The sequence below is a fragment of the Jannaschia sp. S6380 genome, assembly GCF_023015695.1.
Lineage (GTDB): Bacteria > Pseudomonadota > Alphaproteobacteria > Rhodobacterales > Rhodobacteraceae > Jannaschia.
The window spans coordinates 995484-1016687 of the sequence record NZ_JALKAS010000001.1 but is presented as its reverse complement, the minus strand read 5'-3'; the positions used below and the strand labels follow the sequence as shown (position 1 = coordinate 1016687).

Here is a 21204-nt window from a genome sequence, read left to right as displayed (position 1 = left end):
TTTCAGTAGCTTGATGGGAAATTGGCTCCGGCGGTAGGGATCGAACCTACGACCAATTGATTAACAGTCAACTGCTCTACCGCTGAGCTACGCCGGAATACCGAGGGCGGAACTAGCCAAGGCGGGCCGGGCGCGCAAGGGGGCGGGGCGGTTTTTTCAGGTTCGCCGCCAGATCGCCTCGGGCAGCGGGGCGGGCGTCGCCTTGACATGGTTCCGTTCGGCCAGATGGATCAGGTGGGCCAGCACGTTGCGTGCTGCGGCCGCGTGCAGCGTCGGGGGCGTGTCTGCGTAGATCCGGGCGACGAGGTCGGGGATACGGACGGGTCCATCCATCGCGTCGAGGATCGCCGCCTCGCGCCCCTGACGGTGTGCGCGCAGGGCCCGGCATCGTGCCGCAGGGGTGTCGATCGGGGCACCGTGTCCGGAGTGAAAACGACGGGCGTCCAGTGCTTCCAGCCGATCGAGCGAAGCCATGAACTGCCCCAGATCGCCATCGGGTGGCGAAATCATCGTGCTGGCCCATCCCATCACCGTATCGCCGGTAAAGACGACCCGCGCCTCGCACCATTCGAAGCTCAGATGATTGCCCATGTGACCTGGCGTCCAATGGGCCCGCAGGCTCCATCCGTCGCCGTCCACCTGCTCGCCGTCCCGAAGGCGGACCTCCGGGTCGAAATCCGCGTCGACGCCTTCGCCCCCCGCCAGACCGGACAGCCGCGCCATGATCGCCGACCGGCCGGCCGCGGAGGGGCCGAATCCCATGACCGGGGCGCGCAGCCGCTCCGTCAGCGGGCGCGCGCCGGGCGAGTGATCCAGATGCGAATGGGTCACGAAGATGCCCACGACCGGGCGGCCCCCGACGGCCGCGACGATCCGGTCTAGATGGTCCGCGATGGCCGGGCCGGGGTCGATGATCGCGACGTCGTCATGGCCCAGGACGTAGCTGTTCGTGCCATCGGCCGTCATCGGCGACGGATTGGGCGCGCGCAGGCGCATCAGCCCGCTTTCGCCCGTTTCGTGGCCGGGATACCCTTGTGCCATGGATGCCTCCCCCACCGCCCTGCGCGATCGGCCGCCCCGCGGTGCGTCGCCCCGCTGGCTGCCGCGCAGTTTCTATGCGCGCGCGGCGCTGATCCTGATCGTGCCGGTCGTCACGATCCAGCTGGCCGTCGCGGTCATGTTCCTGCAACGACACTACGAGGATGTCACGGTCCAGATGACGTCGAACATGGCGCGCGAGATCGCATTGGCGCGCGAACACCCTGATCTGGCTGATGCGCTCGATATCGACCTGGGCGCGCCGCCCGCCGCCAGTCGCATCCGTTTCTGGGACCTGTCGGCCCGCGCCATGCGCGAGCAGCTGCGCGAGGATTTCCCCGACCTGGTGGCGGTGGACACGGTTTCGGTGCGCAAGCGCGTGGCGCTGGGGTTCGAGGACGGGACCGGGATGCGGTTCGACCGGCACAACGTGTCGGCGGCCAATCCGCATCAGTTGCTGGTGCTGATGGTGGCGACGGCGATCCTGATGACGGCGGTGTCGTTTCTGTTCATGCGCGGCCAGATCCGGCCGATCCGGCGCCTGGCCCGCGCGGCCGAGGCGTTCGGGCGCGGGCAGCACGCCGACTATCGCCCGACCGGCGCGACCGAAGTGCGCGCGGCGGGCACGGCCTTTCTGGACATGCGCGCCCGGATCGAGCGTCATATCGAACAGCGCACCCTCCTCCTCTCGGGCGTGAGCCACGACCTGAGGACGCCGCTGACGCGCATGAAGCTGGAACTCTCGATGATGGACGTGCCGCAATCGGCCGAACTGGCCGGCGACGTCGAGGCGATGGAGCGGATCATCGACACCTTCCTAGAATTTGCACGTGAAAGCGCCACCGACGAACGCGCGCGCGTGGCCTTGAAACCGCTGCTGCGCGATGCAGCCGAGATGGCGATGCCGAACCGACCGGTCGAGTTGACGGGCCCCGAACTGGACGCGGACATTTACCCCGAGGGGATGCGCCGCGCGGTCGCGAACCTCGTCAAGAATGCCGGCCGCTACGGCGACCGCGTCCGGGTGTCGTTGCAATCCGGGGCGGGCGCGATCGTCGTGGCGGTAGAAGATGACGGCCCCGGAATCCCGGAGAACGCGTATGAGGCCGCGATGCGTCCGTTCTCGCGCCTGGACGATGCGCGGTCGAACACGGCGGGCAATGTGGGTCTGGGGCTGAGCATCGTGCGCGACGTGGCCCGCGCGCATGGCGGGGCGCTGCGTCTGGGGCGCTCGGACCTGGGCGGGCTGAAGGCCGAGATCGTCGTGCCGCGCTGAGACGAGGGGCAGGGGGTCTTGGTAGGCCCGGCAGGACTTGAACCCGCAACCAAGGCGTTATGAGCGCCCTGCTCTAACCAATTGAGCTACAGGCCCCCGTGGTCTAGGCGATACCAGACCGCGCGCCGCGGTCAAGCCGACTGGAGACCGGAATGACCACGATCACCCCGAAGACCGCCCGTACGCCCTTTCTCGGGCACTATCTGCTGGTCCTGATATTGGCGATGGTTGGTTTGATGGCGCTCGACGTGGCGATGGGCAGCTTGCTTGCCTTTGACCTGCCGCCCGGTGCGGTGGCGATCATACCGCCGATGCTCGCCGCCTTGCTCACCGGCAACCGCTGGGCAAACAAGATCGGTGTCGCGCCAGAGGCGCGCGCGGCCTGGCGTCTGGCCCTTGTCGGCGGCGCGCTCTACGGGGCGATCCAGCTTGGGATCGGGTTCTTCGGCCTCGCCACCTACAGCGCTGCCGTGGGCGAACCCGCAGGGATGCAAGCAATGGTGATCATCCTGGCCTTCTCGCTGGTGCTGGCGATCGTGGCAGGCCTCGTGAACCGCTGGTTCATAGGCATGGGCGCGAGGGGTGCACTCAAGGGGCGTTGATGCCGTATCGCCGCCCTGATAGCCCGCGCGCAAGCAGCAAGGGGACCGCCATGACCGACACGAAGCCCGGCCTGACCTATGCCGATGCGGGCGTGGACATCGATGCCGGAAACGCGCTGGTCGACCGGATCAAGCCGGCGGCCCGTGGCACCGAACGGCCCGGCACGATGGCGGGTCTGGGCGGGTTCGGCGCGCTGTTCGACCTGAAGGCCGCGGGCTACGACGATCCGATCCTCGTGGCCGCGACGGACGGGGTCGGGACCAAGCTGCGGCTGGCGATCGACACGGGGCAGCTTTCGACCGCGGGCGTCGATCTGGTCGCGATGTGCGTCAACGACCTCATCTGCCAGGGGGCGGAACCGCTGTTCTTCCTGGACTATTTCGCCACGGCCAAACTGGTCACAGACGAGGCCGCGCAGGTGATCGAGGGCATCGCGTCAGGCTGCGCCGCGTCGGGTTGTGCCCTGATCGGTGGCGAGACGGCCGAAATGCCGGGCATGTATCACGCGGGCGATTTCGACCTGGCGGGCTTCGCGGTCGGTGCGATGGAACGCGGCGGCGCCTTGCCCCGCGACGTGGCCGAAGGCGACGTGTTGCTTGGCCTCGGCTCGGATGGCGTCCATTCCAACGGCTTCAGCCTCGTGCGCCGCGTGGCCGAGCGCGCGGGGCTCGACTGGGCGGATCCCGCACCCTTTGCCGACATGGCTCTGGGCCGGGCCCTGCTGACGCCCACGCGCCTTTACGTGCTGCCGGTCCTGGAGGCGATCCGCGCGGGCGGTGTGCATGCGTTGGCCCACATCACCGGCGGCGGCCTGACCGAGAACCTGCCCCGCGTGCTGCCGGAGGATCTGGGCGCCGTGATCGACCTGCGCGCCTGGCAGCCACCTGCGGTGTTCGGCTGGCTGGCCCATGCGGGCGGGGTCGCACCGGATGAGATGCTGAAGACCTTCAACTGCGGCATCGGCATGGTCGTGATCTGCGCGCCGGACCGGGCCGATGCGCTGCAGGAGCTTTTGGCGGGGCAGGGCGAACGCGTCGCGCGTATCGGCACGGTCGCAGCCGGGGCCGGCCTGCGCTACGAAGGCGACCCCGCCTGGTGAGCGAGCGGCCCAAACGCGTCGCGGTCCTGATCTCGGGCGGCGGGTCGAACATGGTGCGGCTGGTCGAAAGCATGGCGGGCGACCATCCGGCCCGGCCCTGCCTGGTGCTCTCCAACGTCCCGGGTGCGGGCGGGTTGGCCCGGGCCGTGGAACGCGGCGTGGCCACCGCCGTGGTCGACCACCGGGCCCATCCTGACCGGACCGCGTTCGAGGCGGCGTTGCAGGAGGTACTGGACGGGGTGGCGCCCGATATCGTCGCGCTGGCGGGCTTCATGCGGATCTTGACGCCCCCGTTCGTGCGCCGCTGGCAGGGCCGGATGCTGAACATCCATCCCTCGCTTCTGCCGAAGTATCGCGGGCTGGACACCCACGCCCGCGCCATCGCGGCCGGCGATGCCGAGGCCGGGTGCACCGTGCATGAGGTCACGCCCGAGCTGGATGACGGCCCCGTCCTCGGGCGCGCGCGCGTCCCGGTCCGGGCGGACGACACCGCCGAGACGCTCGCCGCGCGCGTGCTTGCGCAGGAGCATCGTCTCTACCCCGCGGTGCTGCGGCGCTTTGCGGCGGGCGACCGACGGCTGGTCGATCTTCCCCCGCCTGCCGGAATCGCCTAGAGGGGGGCGGATTCCGTCCGAAAGGCCAAGACAATTCCTGCATCCAAGATCACGACCCTGACCACGACCGAAGCATTGGCCGCGTTCTGCGCCGATGCCGCACGGGCACCCTATGTCACCGTCGACACCGAATTCCTGCGCGAGCGGACCTATTATTCCAAGCTGTGCCTCGTCCAACTGGCCTATCCCGGCAATGGCGAGGACGATGCCGTCCTGGTCGACCCGCTGGCCCAAGGGATCGACCTCGGGCCGCTCTACGAGCTGTTCCGCGACCCGGGCGTCGTGAAGGTCTTTCACGCCGCCCGGCAGGATCTGGAGATCTTCGCGATCGAGGGCAACACGATCCCCCAGCCGCTGTTCGACACCCAGGTCGCGGCGATGGTCTGCGGCTTCGGCGAGCAGGTCGGATACGAGACGTTGGCCCGCAAGGTCGCGCGGGCCCAGATCGACAAGTCGAGCCGTTTCACCGACTGGTCGCGCCGGCCGCTGTCGGACGCGCAGAAGACCTATGCGCTGGCCGACGTGACGCATCTTCGGGTGATCTACGAATTTCTCGCCGCCGAGTTGGAGAAGACCGGTCGCACCGCCTGGGTCGAAGAGGAGATGGACGTCCTGCGCGACCCCGCGACCTATCGGGTGGAGCCGCGCGAGGCCTACAAGCGCCTCAAGACGCGCAATCCGAACGCCCGCTATCTGGCCATCGCGCGCGAATTGGCCGCCTTCCGCGAGGAATACGCGCAGTCGAACGACGTGCCCCGCAACCGCGTCTACAAGGACGACGCGCTGCTGGAGATCGCGGCGCTGAAACCCAATGACGCGGGCGAGTTGGGAAAGGCCCGCCTGTTGCTGCGCGAGGCGCGCAAGGGTCCGATCGCCGATGGTATTCTGGCGGCGGTCTCGCGCGGTCTGGCAGTCGAGAAGGACGACCTGCCCGAGGTTCCGCGCCAGAAATCCCGCGACCAGATCAACGGTGCGCTGGCGGACCTTTTGCGCGTGCTGCTGAAGGCCAAGACGGAGCAGGCCGGCGTGGCCTCCAAGCTGGTCGCGACCACGTCCGATCTGGACGACATCGCCGCGGGCGCGCGCGATGGCGATTGGGCCCGCGGCTGGCGGGGCGAGGTGTTCGGCGACGATGCCCTGCGCCTTTGCGAAGGGCGCATCGCCCTTGCCTGCAAGGGACAGAACGTGCGGATCGTGCCGCTTTAGCGGCTCACGTAGGCGCCGTGCACCCAGCCGATCGCGCCGGTGGCATGGCGCACCCGGATCCAGTCGCCCTGCCGTCCCAGCGGGACGAGCCGGTCGCCCGCGTAGATCCGACGCAGGATCGGATGCCCCGTTCCCGCGCCCGCCCGCAGGTTCAGATGCCCACCTCCCGGCAGCGCCACGAACAGCGGATCGCCCGTGGCCCGCGGTGCGCGTTCCAGGTAATCCGACGACACCCAGCCGCGATTGCCGGAGGGGCCCCTGACACGCGCCCAGCGGCCCATCGTCTCTTCGACCTCGACCCGGTCGCCGGGGGACAGGCGCCGCAACACGTCGTGGCGGGTTCCGGGCCCGTCGCGCAGGTTCAGATACCCTGTCTCCGTCTCGCGGACATAGAGCGATTGCGCGGTCGCAGAGATCGGCAGGAACAGCAGCAGGGCCAGCAGGATCGTTCGTCGCATCTCTTCTCCGTCCAGGATGTCGTGTCAGCGGAACAGGGTGACCGCACCGGGCGACCAGGCCAACCGCGCCCGCGTGCCCAGGTCGAGGACCGGGCGCCCGAACACGTTGCGCATGGAAATCCGGACCGGCTTGTCACAACCGTCCAGCACCATGTCGTAATAGGTCATGTCGCCGTAATAGACCACCTCGGCGACGGTTCCCTCGGCGACCCGGTCGGGGGCGTCCTGGCCGGGAAACAGCAGCGTCGCCGTCTCGGGGCGGAAGCCGGCGACCGGCTTGCCATCGGTCGCGGCCGTCGATTGCATCTCCGCCAGCGGCATCCGGCCCAGACCCGAGACATCCACGTCGTCCCCGTCCAGGAAGGCCGGCAGAAAGTTCATGACGCCGATGAATTCGGCCACCCGGCGGCTTTCGGGACGGCGGTAGAGCGCCTCCGCCTCGGCCAGTTGCGCGATCTCGCCCTCGAACATGACGGCGATGCGGTCCGACATGACCAGCGCCTCCTCCTGATCGTGGGTGACAAGGATGAAGGTGATGCCGACCTGCCGTTGCAGGCGGATCAACTCCACCTGCATCTGTTCGCGCATCTTCTTGTCCAGCGCGCTCAGCGGCTCGTCCAGCAGCAGGACCTTGGGCCGCAGGACCAGCGCGCGCGCCAGGGCCACGCGCTGCCGCTGGCCGCCGGACAATGCATGCGCGGCGCGGTCGCCATAGCCGGCAAGGCCGACCATCGCCAACGCTTCCTCCACGCGCGCGGCCTTCTCCGCGCGGCTTGCCCGGGCCTTCCGCAGGCCGAACGCCACGTTCTGGGCAACCGTCAGGTGCGGAAAGATGGCGTAGGACTGGAACACCATGTTCGTCGGCCGCTTGTTGGGCGACACTCCCGTCATGTCCTGCCCCGAAAGGACCACCGTCCCCTCGGACACGTCCTCGAACCCCGCGATCACGCGCAGGAGCGTGGTCTTGCCGCAACCCGAGGGGCCCAGCAGGCTGAAGAACTCGCCCGGCTGGATGTCCAGGTCGATCCCGCGAAGCGCGTGATAGTCGCCATAGTACTTCTGGATGCCGCGCAGGCGGATCAGGGGATCGGTCGGTGTCGTCAAAGGAACCCTCCGGTGTCCTTCACGCCGGCGCGGCGCAGCCCGCGGCGTCGGTTCCATTCGGCCAGCGTCAGGATCAGGATCGACAGGATCACGAGGATCGTGCCCAGCGCCATAATGACCGGCAGCTCGCGCGGGAAGCGCAGTAGCGACCAGATATAGACGGGCAGGGTCGTGTCCGACCCGGTCAGGAAGAAGGCGATGATGAATTCGTCCAGCGAGATGGTGAAGCAGATCAGCAGCGCCGCGACGATGCCCGGCATCACCAGCGGCAGCGTGACCAGACGGAAGGTCGAGGCGCGCGTCTCGCCCAGGTCGATCGACGCCTCCTCCATCGCGGGGTCGAGGGCCTGGAAACTGGCGTTCAGGATCGCGATCGCGAAGGGCGTGCAGATCAGGACATGCGCCGCCACCACCGTCCAGAGCGAGAGCGACCACCCGAAGAACCGAACCGCCACGACCAGCAGCGACGTGGCCACGATGATCTCGGGCAGGACCAGCGGCAGCATGATCAGGCCCATCGCCGCGGCCTTGCCCGGAAAGCGATAGCGCACGTTCGCCCGCGCCGCCGCCAGCCCCAGCAGGACCGCCAGCACCGACGACGACACCGCCACCGTCAGCGAATTGAAGAGCGCCGAATGCAGCTCCCGGTTGGTGCGCAGGGCGGCGAACCATTCCGTGGTGAACCCGTCGAGCGGAAACGCGATGACCGTGCCGTCGTTGAACGCGAAGACCGGCAGCAGCAGGATCGGTGCGTAAAGGAACGCCATGAAGGCGATGACGTAGATTCGCAGCATCAGGTCCGCCCCCCGGCCAGCCGCCGCGCGAACCACACCACCGCCAGCGAGATGACGGTGACGATCATCATCGCGATCACCGCCAGCGTGGCCCCCATCGGCGCGTTGTTGAGGCCCAGGAACTGCGTCTGGATCATGTTCGCGATCATCTTGCCGTTCGACCCGCCCACCTGTTCGGGCGTGACGTAGTCGCCCACCGTCGGGATGAACACGATCAGCAGCGCCGCGACCACGCCCGGCATCGCCAGTGGCAGGGTCACGCGGAAGAAGGTCGTGACCGCGCCACAGCCCAGGTCACGGGCGGCTTCCAGCAGGTTGCGGTCGATCTTTTCCAGCGCGACGAAGATCGGCAGGATCGCGAAGGGCGCGAAGGCGTGGCTGAGCGTGATGATGACCGCGTTCGCGTTGTAGAGGATGAAGGTCAGCGGCTCGTCGATCAGGCCCAGCCCGGTGAGCGAGGAATTCAGCACGCCGTTGTAGCCCAGAATCACCTTCCACAGGAAAATCCGAAGCAGATAGCTGGTCCAGAACGGGATGGTGATCAGGAACAGCCAGAGCGACTTGCGATCGGGGCGCACCCGGAAGCTGACGTAGTAGGCGACCGGGAATGCCAGGATCACGGTGACCAGCGTGACGGCCCCGCTGATCCACAGGCTGCGCAGCATGATCGTGCGATAGATCGGATCGGTCAGCGCCTCGCGGTAGTTGGCGAGCGTCGGCGTCCGGTCGATGGTCAGATAGTCCTGCGTCCAGAAGCTGAACATCAGGATGGCCAGCAAGGGACCGGCCAGAAGCGCCAGCGCATAGATCAGCGGCGGCGCGATCAGCGTCAGCCCGCGTTTTCTGTCCTGGTCCAACGGCACCCCCGGCAAGATGCCCCGAGGATTGCGCGATGGCGGGGCAGGGGGCAAGCCCCCGCCGCGCCGGGCGGCCCCGGCATGTGTATCGGCCGGGGTAACCCTGTGGAGCGGCCCCCGATCAGCGGTCGGCGATAATGGCCCCGTCGAAATTGCCGTCGAGATCGCCCCCGTCGATCCGTCCGTTAATGAGAATTCCGACCGCTTCGCCGTTTGCGCCCGAAATCTCGCCGAGGCTGGAGCCACTCACGTCGCCGCCGGCCAGATCACCCGACAGCGCGCCGGTGATCACGCCGTTGGACAGATCGCCATCCTCGATCTCGACGCGGCCGTCCACATCGTCACCGTCGATATCGAGGAAGTCACCAAGTTCGGCGGTGACGGTGCCGTCATCGAAATCGGCGCGCACGACGGATCGGCCGATCACGCCCTCGTCGTCGAAGCCATCCGGATTGGTGTCGATCACACCGACGCCCGTATAGGTGGCGGAGCCGGTCGGAAGGTCCGCAATCGGCGTGGCACGCGCATCTTCGTACTCGTCGGAAAGGCGCTCCCCTTCGTCGCGATAGGAGTCCAGGTCCGCCGAGACGAGGTTCGCGACGTCGTCTAGGCCGTTATCATCCCCGTTGCTGTTACACCCCGCGACCAGGGCAAGCAGAATTACGGAAATCACGGGGGTCTTCATGGTCGAACCTTTCATTATCGGACCCCGGCATGGGGCCCCTTCGCTGTGATTGGCATTCCGATCGTCCGGACGCCACGACCCAGCCGAAAAAACGAGAAAGGCGCGCCCTTTAGGGCACGCCTTTCCTGTTCGACACCGTCCCCGGGACGGGTCCGGTATGGCAGTCAGCGCTTGGAGAACTGGAAGCTCTTGCGGGCCTTGGCCTTGCCGTACTTCTTGCGCTCCACCACGCGGCTGTCGCGGGTCAGGAAGCCCGCCGCCTTGAGCGGCGCACGCAACCCGGGTTCGTACAGTTGCAGGGCCTTCGAGACGCCGTGCTTGACCGCGCCGGCCTGACCCGACAGGCCGCCGCCCTTCACGGTCGCCATGACGTCGAACTGGCCTTCGCGGTCGGTGATCTCGAACGGCTGCTTCAGGATCATCTGCAGCACGGGGCGGGCGAAGTACTTGTTGATGTCCTTGCCGTTGACCGTGACCTTGCCGGAGCCGGGCTTGATCCAGACGCGAGCGACCGCGTCCTTGCGCTTGCCGGTCGCGTAGGAACGGCCGAGTTCGTCGCGGACGGGCTCGCGCGGGGCGGAGGTGTCCAGCAGGACCTCACCCTCGCCCGACGGCGCGGCGGAGGTGTCGACGGCGCCCTTGAGGTCTTCGAGGGAGTTGATTTGCTCGGCCATGATCACGCGCTCCGGGTGTTCTTGGGATTCATCGAACGGACGTCCAGCACCTCGGGCGACTGCGCCTCGTGCGGGTGGTCGGCCGAGGCGTAGACGCGCAGGTTCGTCATGATCTGACGCGACAGCTTGTTGCCGGGCAGCATGCGCTTGACGGCCTGCATGACGACCCGCTCGGGGTGCTTGCCGTCGAGGATCTGCTGCGTGGTGCGCGACTTGATGCCGCCGGGATGGCCGGTGTGCCAGTAGTTCGGCTTCTCGCGCTTGTTGCCGGTGATCTGTACCTTATCGGCGTTGATCACGATCACGTTGTCGCCCATGTCCATGGACGGCGTGAAGGTCGGCTTGTGCTTGCCACGCAGGCGCGTGGCGACGATCGAGGCGAGGCGTCCCAGAACGATGCCTTCGGCGTCGATCAGGATCCACTTCTTGTCGATCGCGTCGGGGGTCATGGTGAAGGTCTTCATTGCCTTGCCCTATCTGACGTGAATGACGGTGGGGCAGGCACGCCCCGGATCGGGCGGCTTATAGTTAGCTTCGCGGCGGTGTCAATGCCGGCTAGACAAGATTTATCAAGCTAAATCAACAACTTGACTATGGGGTTATATTTTACCCCAATATTAGACCCCGATCCGTTCCGTCGGGCCGTCCAGAAGCGTGCGCAACCGCCCGATCGCGGCCTCGAAGCTGGAAAGATTAACGCCGGCGTTGACCGCGATGCGGACGGCATGGGGGGCATTGGCCTCGCGCGCGGCGTATTCCTCGGCTGCGCGCAGCTTGACGCCCACCTCCTCGGCGGCGCGCACGAAGGCGCTGGCGCGCCAGCCATCGGGCAGGGTCAGCCACAGGAACGAGACATCCTCGCGCCAGGACAGGTCGTGCCCCTCCAGGATGCGGACCGCCGCGCGGACATAGGTGCCGACCACCTCGCGCGCCTGGGTCATGAGGCCGGGCAGGTCCGGGTGCGGCAGAAGCGCCGCCGTCAGGTCCGCCAAGGGCGTGCCGACGCCGAAGGAGTTGTATTCCGCCGCCCGTCGCAGCGCCAGCCGGCGGCCCGGCGGCGCGATGGCGAAGCCCAGGCGCAACGAGGGGGTGATCGTCTTGGCGATGGAGGCGATGTGCCACGTCCGCTCCGGCGCGATCAGGCGCAGGGTGGGCAGGGTCGGCGGACCCATCATGTAGCAGTCGTCCTCCAGGATCTGCAGGTCGCAGTCCCGCGCCACCGCCGCGATCGCCCGCCGCCGGGCTTCGGGCATGGTGGTGCAGGTCGGGTTCTGGACGTCGGGCGACAGGCAGAGGATCTGCGCGTCGGCGGGGCGGGCCAGTTCGGCCAATGCCTCGGGTATGATGCCCTGCGCGTCGATCGGCACAGCCACGACCTCGGCGCGCAGCATCTCGGCCATGCGCCGGAAGCCCGGATAGGACAACTCCTCGACCAGCACGATCGGGCGGCGGCCGGTCAGCACCGCCTGCAGCACGAGCGAGATCGCCTGCTGCCCGCCATGGGTCAGCGTGACGTCGTCGACCTCCAGCGGACCGAGAAGGGGATGGTCCAGAAAGTCGCGCGCGGCCTGGCGGGCGGACCGCAGGTTCTCGTGGACCGGGTAGTGCATCAGGCCCGATGGCGGATCATCCGCGATCTCGCCCATCAGGCGTCGGATCAGGCGCGCCTGCCCGACCGATGGCAGCGTCGGCGACAGCATCGACACCGCGTGCACGTCGCCACCGGTGCCGTGCGGATGCGAATCGACGGCCAGTGCCTCGAACTCGCGATAGAGGGGGGCCGGCGCGTCGGGTTCGGCCACGAACGTTCCGCGACCGACGGCAGCCTGCAGGAGACCGGCATCGGTCAGCCGCGAATAGGCCCGCGCGACCGTGCCCGGCGTCACGCCGATCCGCCAGGCCAGTTCGCGCACCGGTGGCAGGCGCGTGCCGCAGGGCAGATCGCCGCGCGAAATGGCGGCCCTGACGGCGGATTCGAGCACCACGTATTTCGGTCGCTCGTCACCGCCGAAATCGACATGCAGGACATTCCGGTCGTTGATTGTATCCATAACAAAGTATCGCTGGCGCCAGATGCTCAGAAATTGTATCTATGTCCTGTATCGGTAGCATCAATATTGTATCGACACAACAGCAAGGTTACGCCCAAGAGGAGATCCGCCATGGCCGCCCCTGCCTTCGATCATCCCGCCCTGAACGTGCATGCCCCCATGCAGGCATCGCCCGTCGCGACCTTTCTGATGGATGCTGGTGCCACGCTCGCCCGGTGGGAGACGCGCGCCCGCACGCGTCAGGTGCTGCGTGACCTCGACCCCCTGCGCTACGGCGATCTGGGGCTGACCACGGCCGAGGTCCTGCACGAGACGACCAAGCCATTCTGGCGCGCTTGACGGCCGCCGATCCGAACTCTTCCCCCCCTGGGCCGGGTCGCGCGACGCGCACCCGGCCCCTTTTTTGATCGGGAACCGGTCATGCGCGGTCGGGCGTTCGTCTCCTGCACACCAGATACGGAGATTCCGATGCACCGCCTTGCCCCGATCGCCCTCCTCCTTACCTTCCTGTCATCTGCGCCTGCCTTCGCGCAGGACGATGACGCGCTTGATTGTCGCGCCACGGACGGGGGGATCGAATGTGCCGTGCCGCCATCCGAAGGCCGCGTCCTGTATTGCCTGGCCGAGGATGCCGCGGGCGATCCGATCGCCAATTCCACCGTCAGTGCGGGAACCGGGGTCGCGGTGTTCAATACCGTCGAGCCGGCGGATATCGACCGGATCGCGGCGATCAACTGCCGGTCGGAGTGACGGGCGCCGGCGGGATCGAATAGGTCAGCGACGCGCGTGCGACCGGGGCGTCGCGCCCCTCGGACCGAATGAGGCAATCCCCGATCGCAAGCACCCGCCCCAGCTTCAGCAGGCGCGCGTCGCAGATCAGGTCGGTCGCAGCGGCCGGCTTGCGCATGAAGTCGATGGCGCAATTCGTCGTGACCGCGAGCGCGACGGGCCCCAGTCGCGACAGGATCGCCAGGTAGATCGCGACATCGGCCAGCGCGAACATCGACGGGCCCGAGACCGTGCCCCCGGGGCGCAGGTGCCGCTCGCCGACCGCCAAGCGCACCGCGACGCCGTCGTCGTCGACCCGCTCGACGGTGAAATCGCCGTTCACCTGTGGAAATTCGCGGGCGAGGAACGCCTCCAGCGCGGGCGCGTCCATCTTGAGCATTGCTTTCCTCCGTCGCGACTCGCACCCTGATTACCGTTCGCAAAGGGGATCGCAAATGTCCGACATCCTGCAACACCGGCAAACCGGCCCGATCGCCACGTTGACGCTGAACGCACCCGGTTCGCTGAACGCGCTGTCGGACGCCATGCTGGCCGCGCTGCGCGACGCCTTGTCGGAAATCGGCTCCGGTGACGCGCGGGTCGTTGTCCTGCGCGCCGAGGGCCGGGCCTTCTGCGCCGGCCACGACCTGCGCGAGATGCAGGCGATGCGTCAGGCCGAAGACGGGGGCGCGGCCGCCTTCGCCGACCTGTTCGACCGTTGCGCCGCGGTGATGGCGCAGATCCGCAACCTGCCCCAGCCGGTCATCGCGCGTGTCCATGGCCTTGCCACGGCGGCGGGCTGCCAGCTCGTCGCGACCTGTGACCTTGCGGTCGCCGCCGCCGACGCGCGTTTCGGCGTGAACGGGGTGGATATCGGTCTGTTCTGCTCGACCCCCATGGTCGCGCTGACGCGGAACGTCGGCCGCAAGCGCGCGTTCGAGATGCTGTCGATGGGTCGGTTCCTGTCGGCCGAAGAGGCGGTGCAGGCCGGGCTGGTCAACCGCGCCGTGCCGTCCGACGCGCTGGACGAATGTATCGACGACTACGCCACGCATCTGGCGAAGAAGCTGCCGGGTGCGGTGCGTGTCGGCAAGAGCATCTTCCATGCCCAGGCCGAGATGCCGGTCGAAGACGCCTATCGACTGGCCCGCGACGCGATGGTCGCCAATCTGTCGGATGACGATACGGCAGAGGGGATACAGGCCTTCCTCGAAAAGCGCGCCCCCCGCTGGACGCAGTGACCCGCCCGCCGTAATGCGTTGCGAGGACCGGGCAGGGAAAGACCGCATGCGCATTCTGATCACCAACGACGACGGCATCGGTGCCCCGGGTCTGGCGACCTTGCACGAGATCGCCTGCAACGTCGCCGGCGCCGATGGCGAGGTCTGGACCGTCGCGCCCGCGTTCGAGCAGTCGGGCGTGGGCCACTGCATCAACTACATCAAGCCATCGATGATCTCGAAGCTCGAGGCGCGGCGTTTCGCGCTGGAGGGATCGCCCGCCGATTGCGTGCTGGCCGGGCTTGGGTATCTGGTCGACGGACCGGTCGATCTGGTCCTGTCCGGCGTCAACCGGGGCAACAATGCGGGCGAGAACACCGTTTATTCCGGCACGGTTGGCGCGGCGATGGAGGCGGCGCTGCAGGGCGTCCGCGGCATCGCGCTGTCGCAGTTCTATGGCCCGGGCAATGTCGATCTGGACGATCCGTTCGAAGCGGCCGCCACCCACGGCGCGGCCTGCGTCACGCGCCTGATGGAGGACGCACCCTGGGGCGGCGACGACTACAAGCTGTTCTACAACGTGAATTTCCCCCCCGTTGCGGCGGGCAAGGTGCGTGGACTGGCCGCCGTGGCGCAGGGCTATCGTGGCGACGGACGCATGGGCGTCAGTCCGCAGACCGCGCCCTCGGGGCGCGAATACCTCTGGATCCGTGGCAGCGCACAGGGCGAGACGACGCAGGACGGCACCGACGTGCGCGCGAATCTCGACGGGTGGGTGTCGGTCACGCCGATGCGCTGCGACCTGACCTGCCGCGCCGCGTTAGGGGATCTGCAAGGGGTGCTCGACGATTATGGATGACGGACAGGCATGACGCCCGAGGACACCATGCGCCTTCTCGTCGCGCTCCGCTCCCGCGGGGTGACGAACATGCGCGTCCTGACCGCGATGGAGCAGGTCGACCGGGCCCGCTTCGTCAGCCCCACCTTCGCCGCGCGCGCGTTCGAGGACGTGCCCCTGCCGGTCGCGTCGGGGCAGACCATCAGCCAGCCTTCGGTCGTGGGCCTGATGACGCAGGCGCTCGACCCGCAGCCCCGCGACAAGGTTCTCGAGGTCGGTACGGGCACCGGCTACCAGGCCGCGATCCTGTCGAAGCTGGCCCGCCGCGTCTATACCGTCGAACGTCACCGTGCCCTGACGCGGCTGGCGCGCGTGAACCACGCCGCACTCGGCCTGACCAACATCACCCAGATCACCGGCGACGGCAGTCACGGTCTGGAGGAGCAGGCCCCCTTCGACCGCATCCTGGTTACCGCCGCCGCCGAGGACACGCCCGGACCGCTGTTGGCACAGCTTCGCATCGGCGGTAGCATGGTGCTGCCCGTCGGGGTGTCCGATCACGTGCAGACCCTGATCAAGGTGACGCGCACCGCGGACGGGTACGAATACGACGAACTGAGTCCGGTGCGCTTCGTGCCGCTGGTCGAAGGGGTGGAACACGACTGAAGCGCGTGGCATCCCGCAAACGGGGCAGACAAGGGGGACAGCGATGTCCGGGACAGGCAAGCGGACCCGCTGGGCGGGCATTCTTCTTGGCGCGACGATCATTGCGGGGTGTTCGGAGTTTCAATCGGGAAACCTCGATTTCGACCTGCGCGACGATGCCGGCACGTCGGGCGGCGTCACGGTCAGCCCGGCCGAGCGGCCCGAACCCGACGCGCGCGGGCTGATCACCTATCCGAACTACCAGGTCGCCGTGGCACGCCGCGGCGACACCGTGGCGGACGTGGCCGGACGCGTCGGCATCGGCGCCGGGGAACTGGCCCGGTTCAACGGCCTGACGCCCGATGCGCGGCTGAACGCGGATGCCGTGCTGGCCCTGCCGCGCCGGGTCACGGGCGCGTCCACGCCGGGTGGGCGGCCCGACATCACCACCATCGCGGGCGCGGCGATAGATCGCGCCGCGCCTGGGGCCGCACGGCCCGCCGTTACCGTCCAGCCCGGGCAGGAGCCGGTGCGCCACCGCGTCGCGCGGGGCGAGACGGCCTTCTCCATCGCGCGCCTTTACGGTGTCAGCCCGTCGTCGCTGGCGGAGTGGAACGGCCTCGGGCCCGACCTCGCCGTGCGCGAGGGGCAGTACCTGCTGATCCCGCTGGTGATTGCGCCTGACGGCGCCACGGCGGTTGCGGCGCCGGATCCGGGGCAGGGGACGGCGACGCCGGTTCCGCCCTCGGCCAGTTCCGCGCTGCCCGAGACGGTCGAGGCAGAGCCGCTCCCGCCCAGCCCGAACCTCGACCAGTTCCGTACCGATGCCAGCGGCACCGCCGAGCCGGTCGCGCCGGCCGCGCCGCAGCCTGCGGCCTCCGGTCCGACGAGGCTGAGCCGTCCGGTCGCGGGCGAGGTGCTGCGCCCGTTCTCCGACCGCAACGAGGGCGTGGATTTTCGTGCCGCCGAGGGCACGGCCGTCCAGGCCGCCGCGGCGGGCACTGTGGCTGCGATCACCCGCGACACCGATCAGGTGCCGATCCTGGTGCTGCGCCATGCCGACGGGTTGCTGACGGTCTATGCGAACATCAAGGACATCACCGTGGAGAAGGGCGACTCGATCACGGCCGGGCAACGCCTCGCGAGTGTTGGCGGCGGCGACCCGTCCTTCCTGCACTTCGAGGTGCGCCGCGGCTTCGACGCGGTCGATCCGGCCCCCCTCCTGCGGTGAGCGGACAGGTCGACTGCGACGTCGCGATCGTGGGCGCGGGCCTCTCGGGGATCTGCGCGGCCCATCACCTGACGCGGGACGGCGCCCGCCGCAGCGTCACCCTGTTCGAGGCGCGCGATGGTATCGGCGGCACCTGGGACCTGTTCCGCTATCCCGGCATCCGGTCCGATTCCGACATGGCGACACTGGGCTACGGCTTCCGTCCCTGGACCTCCGAGAAGGCCATCGCCGACGGCCCCGCCATCCTGTCCTATGTCCGCGACACGGCGCGCGACCTTGGCCTGAACGACAAGATCCGGTTCCGGCACCGCCTGGTCGCCGCCGACTGGCAGGGGGATGTCGCGCGCTGGCGCCTGACCTTCGAAATGGGCGACACCGGCGAGACGGTGACGCAGCAGGTCACCTGTCGCTGGCTGTATCTCTGCACGGGATACTATGACTATGCGCGGGGTCACCGCCCGGACATTCCAGGATTGGACGCTTTCGCCGGCCCGGTCCTGCATCCGCAACACTGGCCCGAAGGGTTCGATCCGGCCGGCCGACGGATCGTCGTCGTCGGCTCCGGCGCGACGGCGGTGACGCTGGTGCCGGAACTGGCGCGGTCGGCGGCACATGTCACGATGCTCCAGCGTTCGCCCACCCATATCGTCGCGATGCCATCGACGGACCGCGTGGCGAACGGCCTGCGCCGCGTCTTCGGCGAACGCCGGGGGCATGCGCTGACCCGCTGGAAGAACATTCTGCTGACGATGGGGTTCTACCAAGCCTCGCGCCGCGCGCCCGGCATGATCGCGCGGCTGATCCGTCGCGCGGCGGCCCGGGCGGCCGGGTCGGCCGTCGACCCGGACCTGGATCTGACGCCCGCCTACGACCCCTGGGACCAGCGCCTCTGCATCGTGCCCGACGGCGATCTGTTCCACGCCTTGCGGGACGGGCGCGCCGCGATCGTGACCGATCGGATCGACGCGGTGACGGCGCGGGGGGGCCGCACGCGGTCGGGCCGCGATATCGCGGCGGACGCGATCGTCCTGGCCACGGGCCTGCGCCTTCAGGTCGCGGGTGGCGCGACACTGTCGCGCGACGGCGTGCCGATCGATATCGGTCGGGCCTTCGCGTACAAGGGCGTGATGTATTCGGGCGTGCCGAACCTGTCGATGGCGCTGGGCTATATCAACGCGTCCTGGACGCTGAAATGCGAGCTGATCGCGCGCTATACCCGACGTCTGCTGGACCATATGGACGAAGGCGGGTTCGACTGGGCGGTGCCCGATGCGCCGCCGCCCGATCTGCCCGTTCGACCGACGTTCGAGCTGTCGTCTGGCTACCTCGAACGGGCCCGCGACAGGATCCCGCGCCAGACCGACCGCGCGCCCTGGCGGATGCTGCAGAACTACATCGTCGACCGGCGCCTGCTGGGTGCCGGGACGGTGACCGACGCGATGACCTTCGGTCGGGCCGGCGCGCCCGTGCAAAATCCCGAGAGGGTTCTTTCAACTCCGCCCCTGAACGCGTAAGTAAAGGCGGAGTTGCGACCGGGGCCTGGGCCCCGTGCCTGAGGGAGTTTTCAGATGCTCAACAATATCGGCCTTCCGGGCCTTCTACTCATCGCCGTGGTCGTGCTGGTGCTGTTCGGACGCGGCAAGATCTCCTCGCTCATGGGCGAGGTCGGCAAGGGGATCACCGCCTTCAAGAAGGGCGTCAGCGACGGATCCAAGGACGACGATTCGACCGCCGATCCGGCCTTGGCCGACGGCACCGCCGCGCGCGACGTCACGCCCGAGGCGGCCGAGAAGGACAAGGTCTGATCCTGGCTTCAGGGGGCGGACCTCATGTTCGATATCGGCTGGAGTGAGCTTCTCGTCATCGGGGTCGTCGCGTTGATCGTGGTCGGCCCCAAGGACCTGCCGCGCATGTTCCGCACGCTGGGCGAGTTCACCGGCAAGGCCCGGCGCATGGCGCGCGAGTTCCAGACAGCGATGAATGATGCCGCTGACCAGTCAGGCGTGGGCGACATCGCCGGCGATCTGCGCAAGGTCACGAACCCCAAGAAATACGGCATGGATGCCTTGAAGGACGCAACGGGCGATCTGTCGGCCTGGTCGCCGGACGCGCCGGACGGAACGCCCGGCCTGTCGCCCGACCGCGCCGCGGCCAAGGCCAAGATCGAGGCGTCGACCGCCGCCAAGGCGCAGGCCCGCCGGGACGCCGAGGCGGCGGAACTGTCCGAGGAGCCGGATCTGATACCCGACCCGGCCGCGCCCGAACCCGAATTGACGTCCGATCCGGCGCCCGAGACCGCGAAGGCCAAGTCGTGAGCGAGATCGACGACAGCTCCGCCCCGCTGATCGAGCATCTGGCGGAATTGCGGACGCGTCTGATCCGATCGGTCGCGGCGTTCCTGGCCGCGATGGTGCTGTGCTTCATCGTGGCCGAGCCGATCCTCAAGTTCCTGCTGCTGCCCATCGAGGACACGATGCGCCGGCTGGGCAACCCGAACCCGACGATGATCTACACCGCCCCGCAGGAGTATTTCTTCACCCTGATCCGTGTTTCGGTCGTGGCCGCGCTGATGGTGTCGTTCCCGGTGATCGCGCATCAGCTTTGGCGTTTCGTGGCGCCGGGCCTCTACAAGCAGGAAAAGAGCGCGTTTCTGCCGTTCCTGATTGCGTCGCCGCTGCTGTTCCTGCTGGGCGCGTCGTTTGCCCACTACATCGTCGTTCCGCTGGCGATGCAGTTCTTCCTGGGCTTCGCGGATGCCGCGTCGCTGCTGGCGGCGTTGGTCGCGGACGGGGTCGAGGGGGTCAGTGAAAGCGGTATCGGCATCGTCTTCCAAGGCAAGGTGAACGAGTCGCTGGATATCTCGCTCAAGATGATCGTCGCCTTCGGCCTCTGCTTCCAACTACCCGTCCTACTGACGCTGATGGGCAAGGCGGGTCTCGTGTCGGCCGAGGGGTTGGGCGGGGTGCGTAAATATGCCGTGGTCGGCATCTTGTTGGTGGCCGCGCTGGTGACGCCGCCCGATGTCATCACCCAGCTGATCCTCTTCGTGGTGGTTTACGGCCTCTACGAGGTATCCATCTGGCTGGTGCGGATGGTTGAGCGTCAGCGCCTGCAGCGGATGCGCGAAGAGGGGTTGCTGGACGAGGACGAAGCCCTTTGACGGACGGCGCCGACGTGTCGCTGCACCGCATCGCGGACGCGCTCGAACGTCTGGCCCCCGCGCCGTCGCCCGCGCCCGATTGGTCGGCCACCGCCTATGTCTGGGATGCCGATCCCGACCGCCTCGTGCCCGTCGGGACGGTCAACCGCATTCCCCTGGACCTGCTGGTGGGCATCGACAGGGCCCGCGACACGCTGCTCGCCAACACGCGCCGTTTCGCCGACGGGTTGCCGGCGAACAACGCCCTGCTCTGGGGGGCGCGGGGCATGGGAAAATCGAGCTTGGTCAAGGCGGTGCACGGTGAACTTGAAGCGACCGACCTCAAGCTGGTCGAGTTGCAGCGCGAGGATATCGGAAGCGTCGGCCGTCTGCTGCACCTGCTGCGGGACGCGCCGCACCGTTTCGTCCTCTATTGCGACGACCTGAGCTTCAGCCATGACGACGCGGCCTACAAGTCGCTCAAGGCAGTGCTCGACGGCGGGATCGAGGGGCGGCCCGAGAACGTGCTGTTCTACGCCACGTCGAACCGCCGCCACCTGATGCCGCGCGACATGATCGAGAACGAGCGCGGCAGCGCCATCAACCCGTCCGAGGCGGTGGAGGAGAAGGTCTCGCTCTCCGACCGGTTCGGCCTCTGGCTGGGGTTCCACGCCTGCGATCAGGACAGCTATCTGTCGATGATCCGGGGATATTGCGACGCGTTCGGCCTGACCGTCGCCGACGATGTCCTGCGGGCCGAGGCGATCGAATGGCAGGCCACGCGCGGTGCGCGGTCCGGTCGGGTGGCCTGGCAGTTCTTCACCGATCTGGCCGGACGCCACGGCATTCGCGTCTGACGTCGATTCTGCCTCGTAAGGCCAGATCGGACCTTTCCAAGCGAAAT

26 protein-coding genes and 2 tRNA genes are annotated in these 21204 nt (G+C 68.1%); 16 read left to right on the top strand and 12 right to left on the bottom strand.

The window, feature by feature from the left end; translation table 11 throughout:
• Nucleotides 1–22 precede the first annotated feature (22 nt).
• Together MWU52_RS05295 and MWU52_RS05290 are read right to left on the bottom strand one after the other, a co-directional pair.
• Nucleotides 23–97, bottom strand: a tRNA-Asn gene (locus tag MWU52_RS05295).
• Between the two features lie 59 nt (nt 98–156).
• On the bottom strand, nt 157–1041 hold the full coding sequence (locus MWU52_RS05290; RefSeq protein ID WP_246950095.1) for an MBL fold metallo-hydrolase: 885 nt from the start codon (nt 1039–1041) through the stop codon (nt 157–159).
• Here MWU52_RS05290 and MWU52_RS05285 point away from each other — a divergent pair.
• Nucleotides 1040–2314, top strand: coding sequence for an ATP-binding protein (locus tag MWU52_RS05285; protein ID WP_246950094.1), 1275 nt, complete (start codon nt 1040–1042; stop codon nt 2312–2314). The genes MWU52_RS05290 and MWU52_RS05285 overlap by 2 nt on opposite strands.
• A 19-nt stretch (nt 2315–2333) precedes the next feature.
• Here MWU52_RS05285 and MWU52_RS05280 read toward each other — a convergent pair.
• Nucleotides 2334–2410: transfer RNA gene (locus MWU52_RS05280), tRNA-Ile, on the bottom strand.
• 56 nt (nt 2411–2466) lie between these two features.
• Here MWU52_RS05280 and MWU52_RS05275 point away from each other — a divergent pair.
• Genes MWU52_RS05275 through rnd form a run of 4 tightly spaced genes read left to right on the top strand, consistent with a single transcriptional unit; the run spans nt 2467 to nt 5836 of the window.
• Entirely contained in the window at nt 2467–2916 is a 450-nt protein-coding gene (locus tag MWU52_RS05275) for an ABZJ_00895 family protein (protein ID WP_246950093.1), read from the top strand.
• Between the two features lie 50 nt (nt 2917–2966).
• Nucleotides 2967–4016, top strand: a complete 1050-nt coding sequence (purM, locus tag MWU52_RS05270; RefSeq protein WP_246950092.1) for a phosphoribosylformylglycinamidine cyclo-ligase — start codon at nt 2967–2969, stop codon at nt 4014–4016.
• Nucleotides 4013–4630, top strand: coding sequence for a phosphoribosylglycinamide formyltransferase (gene purN / locus MWU52_RS05265; RefSeq protein ID WP_348645493.1), 618 nt, complete (start codon nt 4013–4015; stop codon nt 4628–4630). The genes purM and purN overlap by 4 nt, the downstream gene beginning before the upstream one ends.
• Nucleotides 4631–4678: 48 nt before the next feature.
• On the top strand, nt 4679–5836 hold the full coding sequence (gene rnd / locus MWU52_RS05260; protein ID WP_246952767.1) for a ribonuclease D: 1158 nt from the start codon (nt 4679–4681) through the stop codon (nt 5834–5836).
• On the opposite strand, the gene MWU52_RS05255 is transcribed toward rnd, so the two are convergent.
• The 8 genes from MWU52_RS05255 to MWU52_RS05220 form a co-directional block, all read right to left on the bottom strand.
• Complete coding sequence (locus tag MWU52_RS05255) at nt 5833–6294, bottom strand: SH3 domain-containing protein (RefSeq protein WP_246950091.1); 462 nt, start codon at nt 6292–6294, stop codon at nt 5833–5835. The genes rnd and MWU52_RS05255 overlap by 4 nt on opposite strands.
• Nucleotides 6295–6318: 24 nt before the next feature.
• Entirely contained in the window at nt 6319–7398 is a 1080-nt protein-coding gene (locus MWU52_RS05250; RefSeq protein ID WP_246950090.1) for an ABC transporter ATP-binding protein, read from the bottom strand.
• Nucleotides 7395–8192, bottom strand: a complete 798-nt coding sequence (locus MWU52_RS05245) for an ABC transporter permease (RefSeq protein ID WP_246950089.1) — start codon at nt 8190–8192, stop codon at nt 7395–7397. Before MWU52_RS05245 ends, MWU52_RS05250 begins: the two co-directional genes overlap by 4 nt.
• A complete protein-coding gene (locus MWU52_RS05240) occupies nt 8192–9049 on the bottom strand; it encodes an ABC transporter permease (protein WP_348645492.1) in 858 nt (285 codons plus the stop codon). Before MWU52_RS05240 ends, MWU52_RS05245 begins: the two co-directional genes overlap by 1 nt.
• A 121-nt stretch (nt 9050–9170) precedes the next feature.
• Nucleotides 9171–9734, bottom strand: coding sequence for a hypothetical protein (locus MWU52_RS05235; protein WP_246950087.1), 564 nt, complete (start codon nt 9732–9734; stop codon nt 9171–9173).
• A 164-nt stretch (nt 9735–9898) separates the two neighbouring features.
• Complete coding sequence (gene rpsI / locus MWU52_RS05230) at nt 9899–10408, bottom strand: 30S ribosomal protein S9 (RefSeq protein ID WP_246950086.1); 510 nt, start codon at nt 10406–10408, stop codon at nt 9899–9901.
• Between the two features lie 2 nt (nt 10409–10410).
• Nucleotides 10411–10872 carry a 50S ribosomal protein L13 gene (gene rplM, locus MWU52_RS05225; protein ID WP_246950085.1) on the bottom strand — a complete coding sequence of 154 codons (462 nt, stop codon included), beginning with the start codon at nt 10870–10872 and terminating at the stop codon, nt 10411–10413.
• Between the two features lie 153 nt (nt 10873–11025).
• Entirely contained in the window at nt 11026–12459 is a 1434-nt protein-coding gene (locus tag MWU52_RS05220; protein WP_246950084.1) for a PLP-dependent aminotransferase family protein, read from the bottom strand.
• 111 nt (nt 12460–12570) lie between these two features.
• Between MWU52_RS05220 and MWU52_RS05215 the strand changes: the two genes are divergently transcribed.
• Together MWU52_RS05215 and MWU52_RS05210 are read left to right on the top strand one after the other, a co-directional pair.
• Nucleotides 12571–12798, top strand: a complete 228-nt coding sequence (locus MWU52_RS05215; protein WP_246950083.1) for a hypothetical protein — start codon at nt 12571–12573, stop codon at nt 12796–12798.
• 129 nt (nt 12799–12927) lie between these two features.
• Nucleotides 12928–13209, top strand: a complete 282-nt coding sequence (locus tag MWU52_RS05210; protein ID WP_246950082.1) for a hypothetical protein — start codon at nt 12928–12930, stop codon at nt 13207–13209.
• Here the strand turns inward: MWU52_RS05210 and MWU52_RS05205 are convergent.
• A complete protein-coding gene (locus tag MWU52_RS05205; protein WP_246950080.1) occupies nt 13190–13627 on the bottom strand; it encodes a PaaI family thioesterase in 438 nt (145 codons plus the stop codon). The genes MWU52_RS05210 and MWU52_RS05205 overlap by 20 nt on opposite strands.
• Nucleotides 13628–13682: 55 nt before the next feature.
• On the opposite strand from MWU52_RS05205, the gene MWU52_RS05200 reads away from it, so the two are divergent.
• The 9 genes from MWU52_RS05200 to MWU52_RS05160 are packed head-to-tail and all read left to right on the top strand — an operon-like array spanning nt 13683 to nt 21157.
• Nucleotides 13683–14468 carry an enoyl-CoA hydratase gene (locus MWU52_RS05200; RefSeq protein ID WP_246950078.1) on the top strand — a complete coding sequence of 262 codons (786 nt, stop codon included), beginning with the start codon at nt 13683–13685 and terminating at the stop codon, nt 14466–14468.
• Nucleotides 14469–14514: 46 nt separating this feature from the next.
• Nucleotides 14515–15306: a 5'/3'-nucleotidase SurE gene (surE, locus tag MWU52_RS05195; protein WP_246950076.1), complete on the top strand. Its 792-nt coding sequence runs from the start codon at nt 14515–14517 to the stop codon at nt 15304–15306.
• Between the two features lie 9 nt (nt 15307–15315).
• Nucleotides 15316–15951, top strand: coding sequence for a protein-L-isoaspartate(D-aspartate) O-methyltransferase (locus MWU52_RS05190; RefSeq protein WP_348645491.1), 636 nt, complete (start codon nt 15316–15318; stop codon nt 15949–15951).
• A gap of 43 nt (nt 15952–15994) precedes the next feature.
• Complete coding sequence (locus MWU52_RS05185; protein WP_246950072.1) at nt 15995–17161, top strand: LysM peptidoglycan-binding domain-containing M23 family metallopeptidase; 1167 nt, start codon at nt 15995–15997, stop codon at nt 17159–17161.
• The gene (locus MWU52_RS05180; protein ID WP_246950070.1) at nt 17158–18675 is read left to right on the top strand and encodes an NAD(P)/FAD-dependent oxidoreductase; all 1518 of its coding nucleotides are present in this window, start codon (nt 17158–17160) and stop codon (nt 18673–18675) included. The genes MWU52_RS05185 and MWU52_RS05180 overlap by 4 nt, the downstream gene beginning before the upstream one ends.
• Nucleotides 18676–18729: 54 nt before the next feature.
• Entirely contained in the window at nt 18730–18966 is a 237-nt protein-coding gene (locus tag MWU52_RS05175) for a twin-arginine translocase TatA/TatE family subunit (RefSeq protein ID WP_246950069.1), read from the top strand.
• Between the two features lie 24 nt (nt 18967–18990).
• A complete protein-coding gene (gene tatB / locus MWU52_RS05170; RefSeq protein ID WP_246950068.1) occupies nt 18991–19476 on the top strand; it encodes a Sec-independent protein translocase protein TatB in 486 nt (161 codons plus the stop codon).
• Nucleotides 19473–20321 carry a twin-arginine translocase subunit TatC gene (tatC, locus tag MWU52_RS05165; protein WP_246950067.1) on the top strand — a complete coding sequence of 283 codons (849 nt, stop codon included), beginning with the start codon at nt 19473–19475 and terminating at the stop codon, nt 20319–20321. Before tatB ends, tatC begins: the two co-directional genes overlap by 4 nt.
• Entirely contained in the window at nt 20318–21157 is an 840-nt protein-coding gene (locus MWU52_RS05160; RefSeq protein WP_246950066.1) for an ATP-binding protein, read from the top strand. Before tatC ends, MWU52_RS05160 begins: the two co-directional genes overlap by 4 nt.
• The last annotated feature ends 47 nt before the right edge of the window (nt 21158–21204 follow it).

Bases quoted from the DNA above. Each gene is read 5' to 3' on its own strand.
- MWU52_RS05205 (WP_246950080.1), bottom strand. From the start codon at position 13,627: ATGCTCAAGATGGACGCGCCCGCGCTGGAGGCGTTCCTCGCCCGCGAA.
- MWU52_RS05175 (WP_246950069.1), top strand. From the start codon at position 18,730: ATGCTCAACAATATCGGCCTTCCGGGCCTTCTACTCATCGCCGTGGTC.
- MWU52_RS05210 (WP_246950082.1), top strand. From the start codon at position 12,928: ATGCACCGCCTTGCCCCGATCGCCCTCCTCCTTACCTTCCTGTCATCT.
- surE (WP_246950076.1), top strand. From the start codon at position 14,515: ATGCGCATTCTGATCACCAACGACGACGGCATCGGTGCCCCGGGTCTG.
- MWU52_RS05245 (WP_246950089.1), bottom strand. From the start codon at position 8,192: ATGCTGCGAATCTACGTCATCGCCTTCATGGCGTTCCTTTACGCACCG.
- MWU52_RS05275 (WP_246950093.1), top strand. From the start codon at position 2,467: ATGACCACGATCACCCCGAAGACCGCCCGTACGCCCTTTCTCGGGCAC.
- rplM (WP_246950085.1), bottom strand. From the start codon at position 10,872: ATGAAGACCTTCACCATGACCCCCGACGCGATCGACAAGAAGTGGATC.
- MWU52_RS05215 (WP_246950083.1), top strand. From the start codon at position 12,571: ATGGCCGCCCCTGCCTTCGATCATCCCGCCCTGAACGTGCATGCCCCC.
- MWU52_RS05255 (WP_246950091.1), bottom strand. From the start codon at position 6,294: ATGCGACGAACGATCCTGCTGGCCCTGCTGCTGTTCCTGCCGATCTCT.
- MWU52_RS05235 (WP_246950087.1), bottom strand. From the start codon at position 9,734: ATGAAGACCCCCGTGATTTCCGTAATTCTGCTTGCCCTGGTCGCGGGG.
- MWU52_RS05290 (WP_246950095.1), bottom strand. From the start codon at position 1,041: ATGGCACAAGGGTATCCCGGCCACGAAACGGGCGAAAGCGGGCTGATG.
- MWU52_RS05190 (WP_348645491.1), top strand. From the start codon at position 15,316: ATGACGCCCGAGGACACCATGCGCCTTCTCGTCGCGCTCCGCTCCCGC.
- purM (WP_246950092.1), top strand. From the start codon at position 2,967: ATGACCGACACGAAGCCCGGCCTGACCTATGCCGATGCGGGCGTGGAC.
- MWU52_RS05285 (WP_246950094.1), top strand. From the start codon at position 1,040: ATGGATGCCTCCCCCACCGCCCTGCGCGATCGGCCGCCCCGCGGTGCG.
- MWU52_RS05185 (WP_246950072.1), top strand. From the start codon at position 15,995: ATGTCCGGGACAGGCAAGCGGACCCGCTGGGCGGGCATTCTTCTTGGC.
- MWU52_RS05200 (WP_246950078.1), top strand. From the start codon at position 13,683: ATGTCCGACATCCTGCAACACCGGCAAACCGGCCCGATCGCCACGTTG.
- tatB (WP_246950068.1), top strand. From the start codon at position 18,991: ATGTTCGATATCGGCTGGAGTGAGCTTCTCGTCATCGGGGTCGTCGCG.
- rpsI (WP_246950086.1), bottom strand. From the start codon at position 10,408: ATGGCCGAGCAAATCAACTCCCTCGAAGACCTCAAGGGCGCCGTCGAC.
- MWU52_RS05220 (WP_246950084.1), bottom strand. From the start codon at position 12,459: ATGGATACAATCAACGACCGGAATGTCCTGCATGTCGATTTCGGCGGT.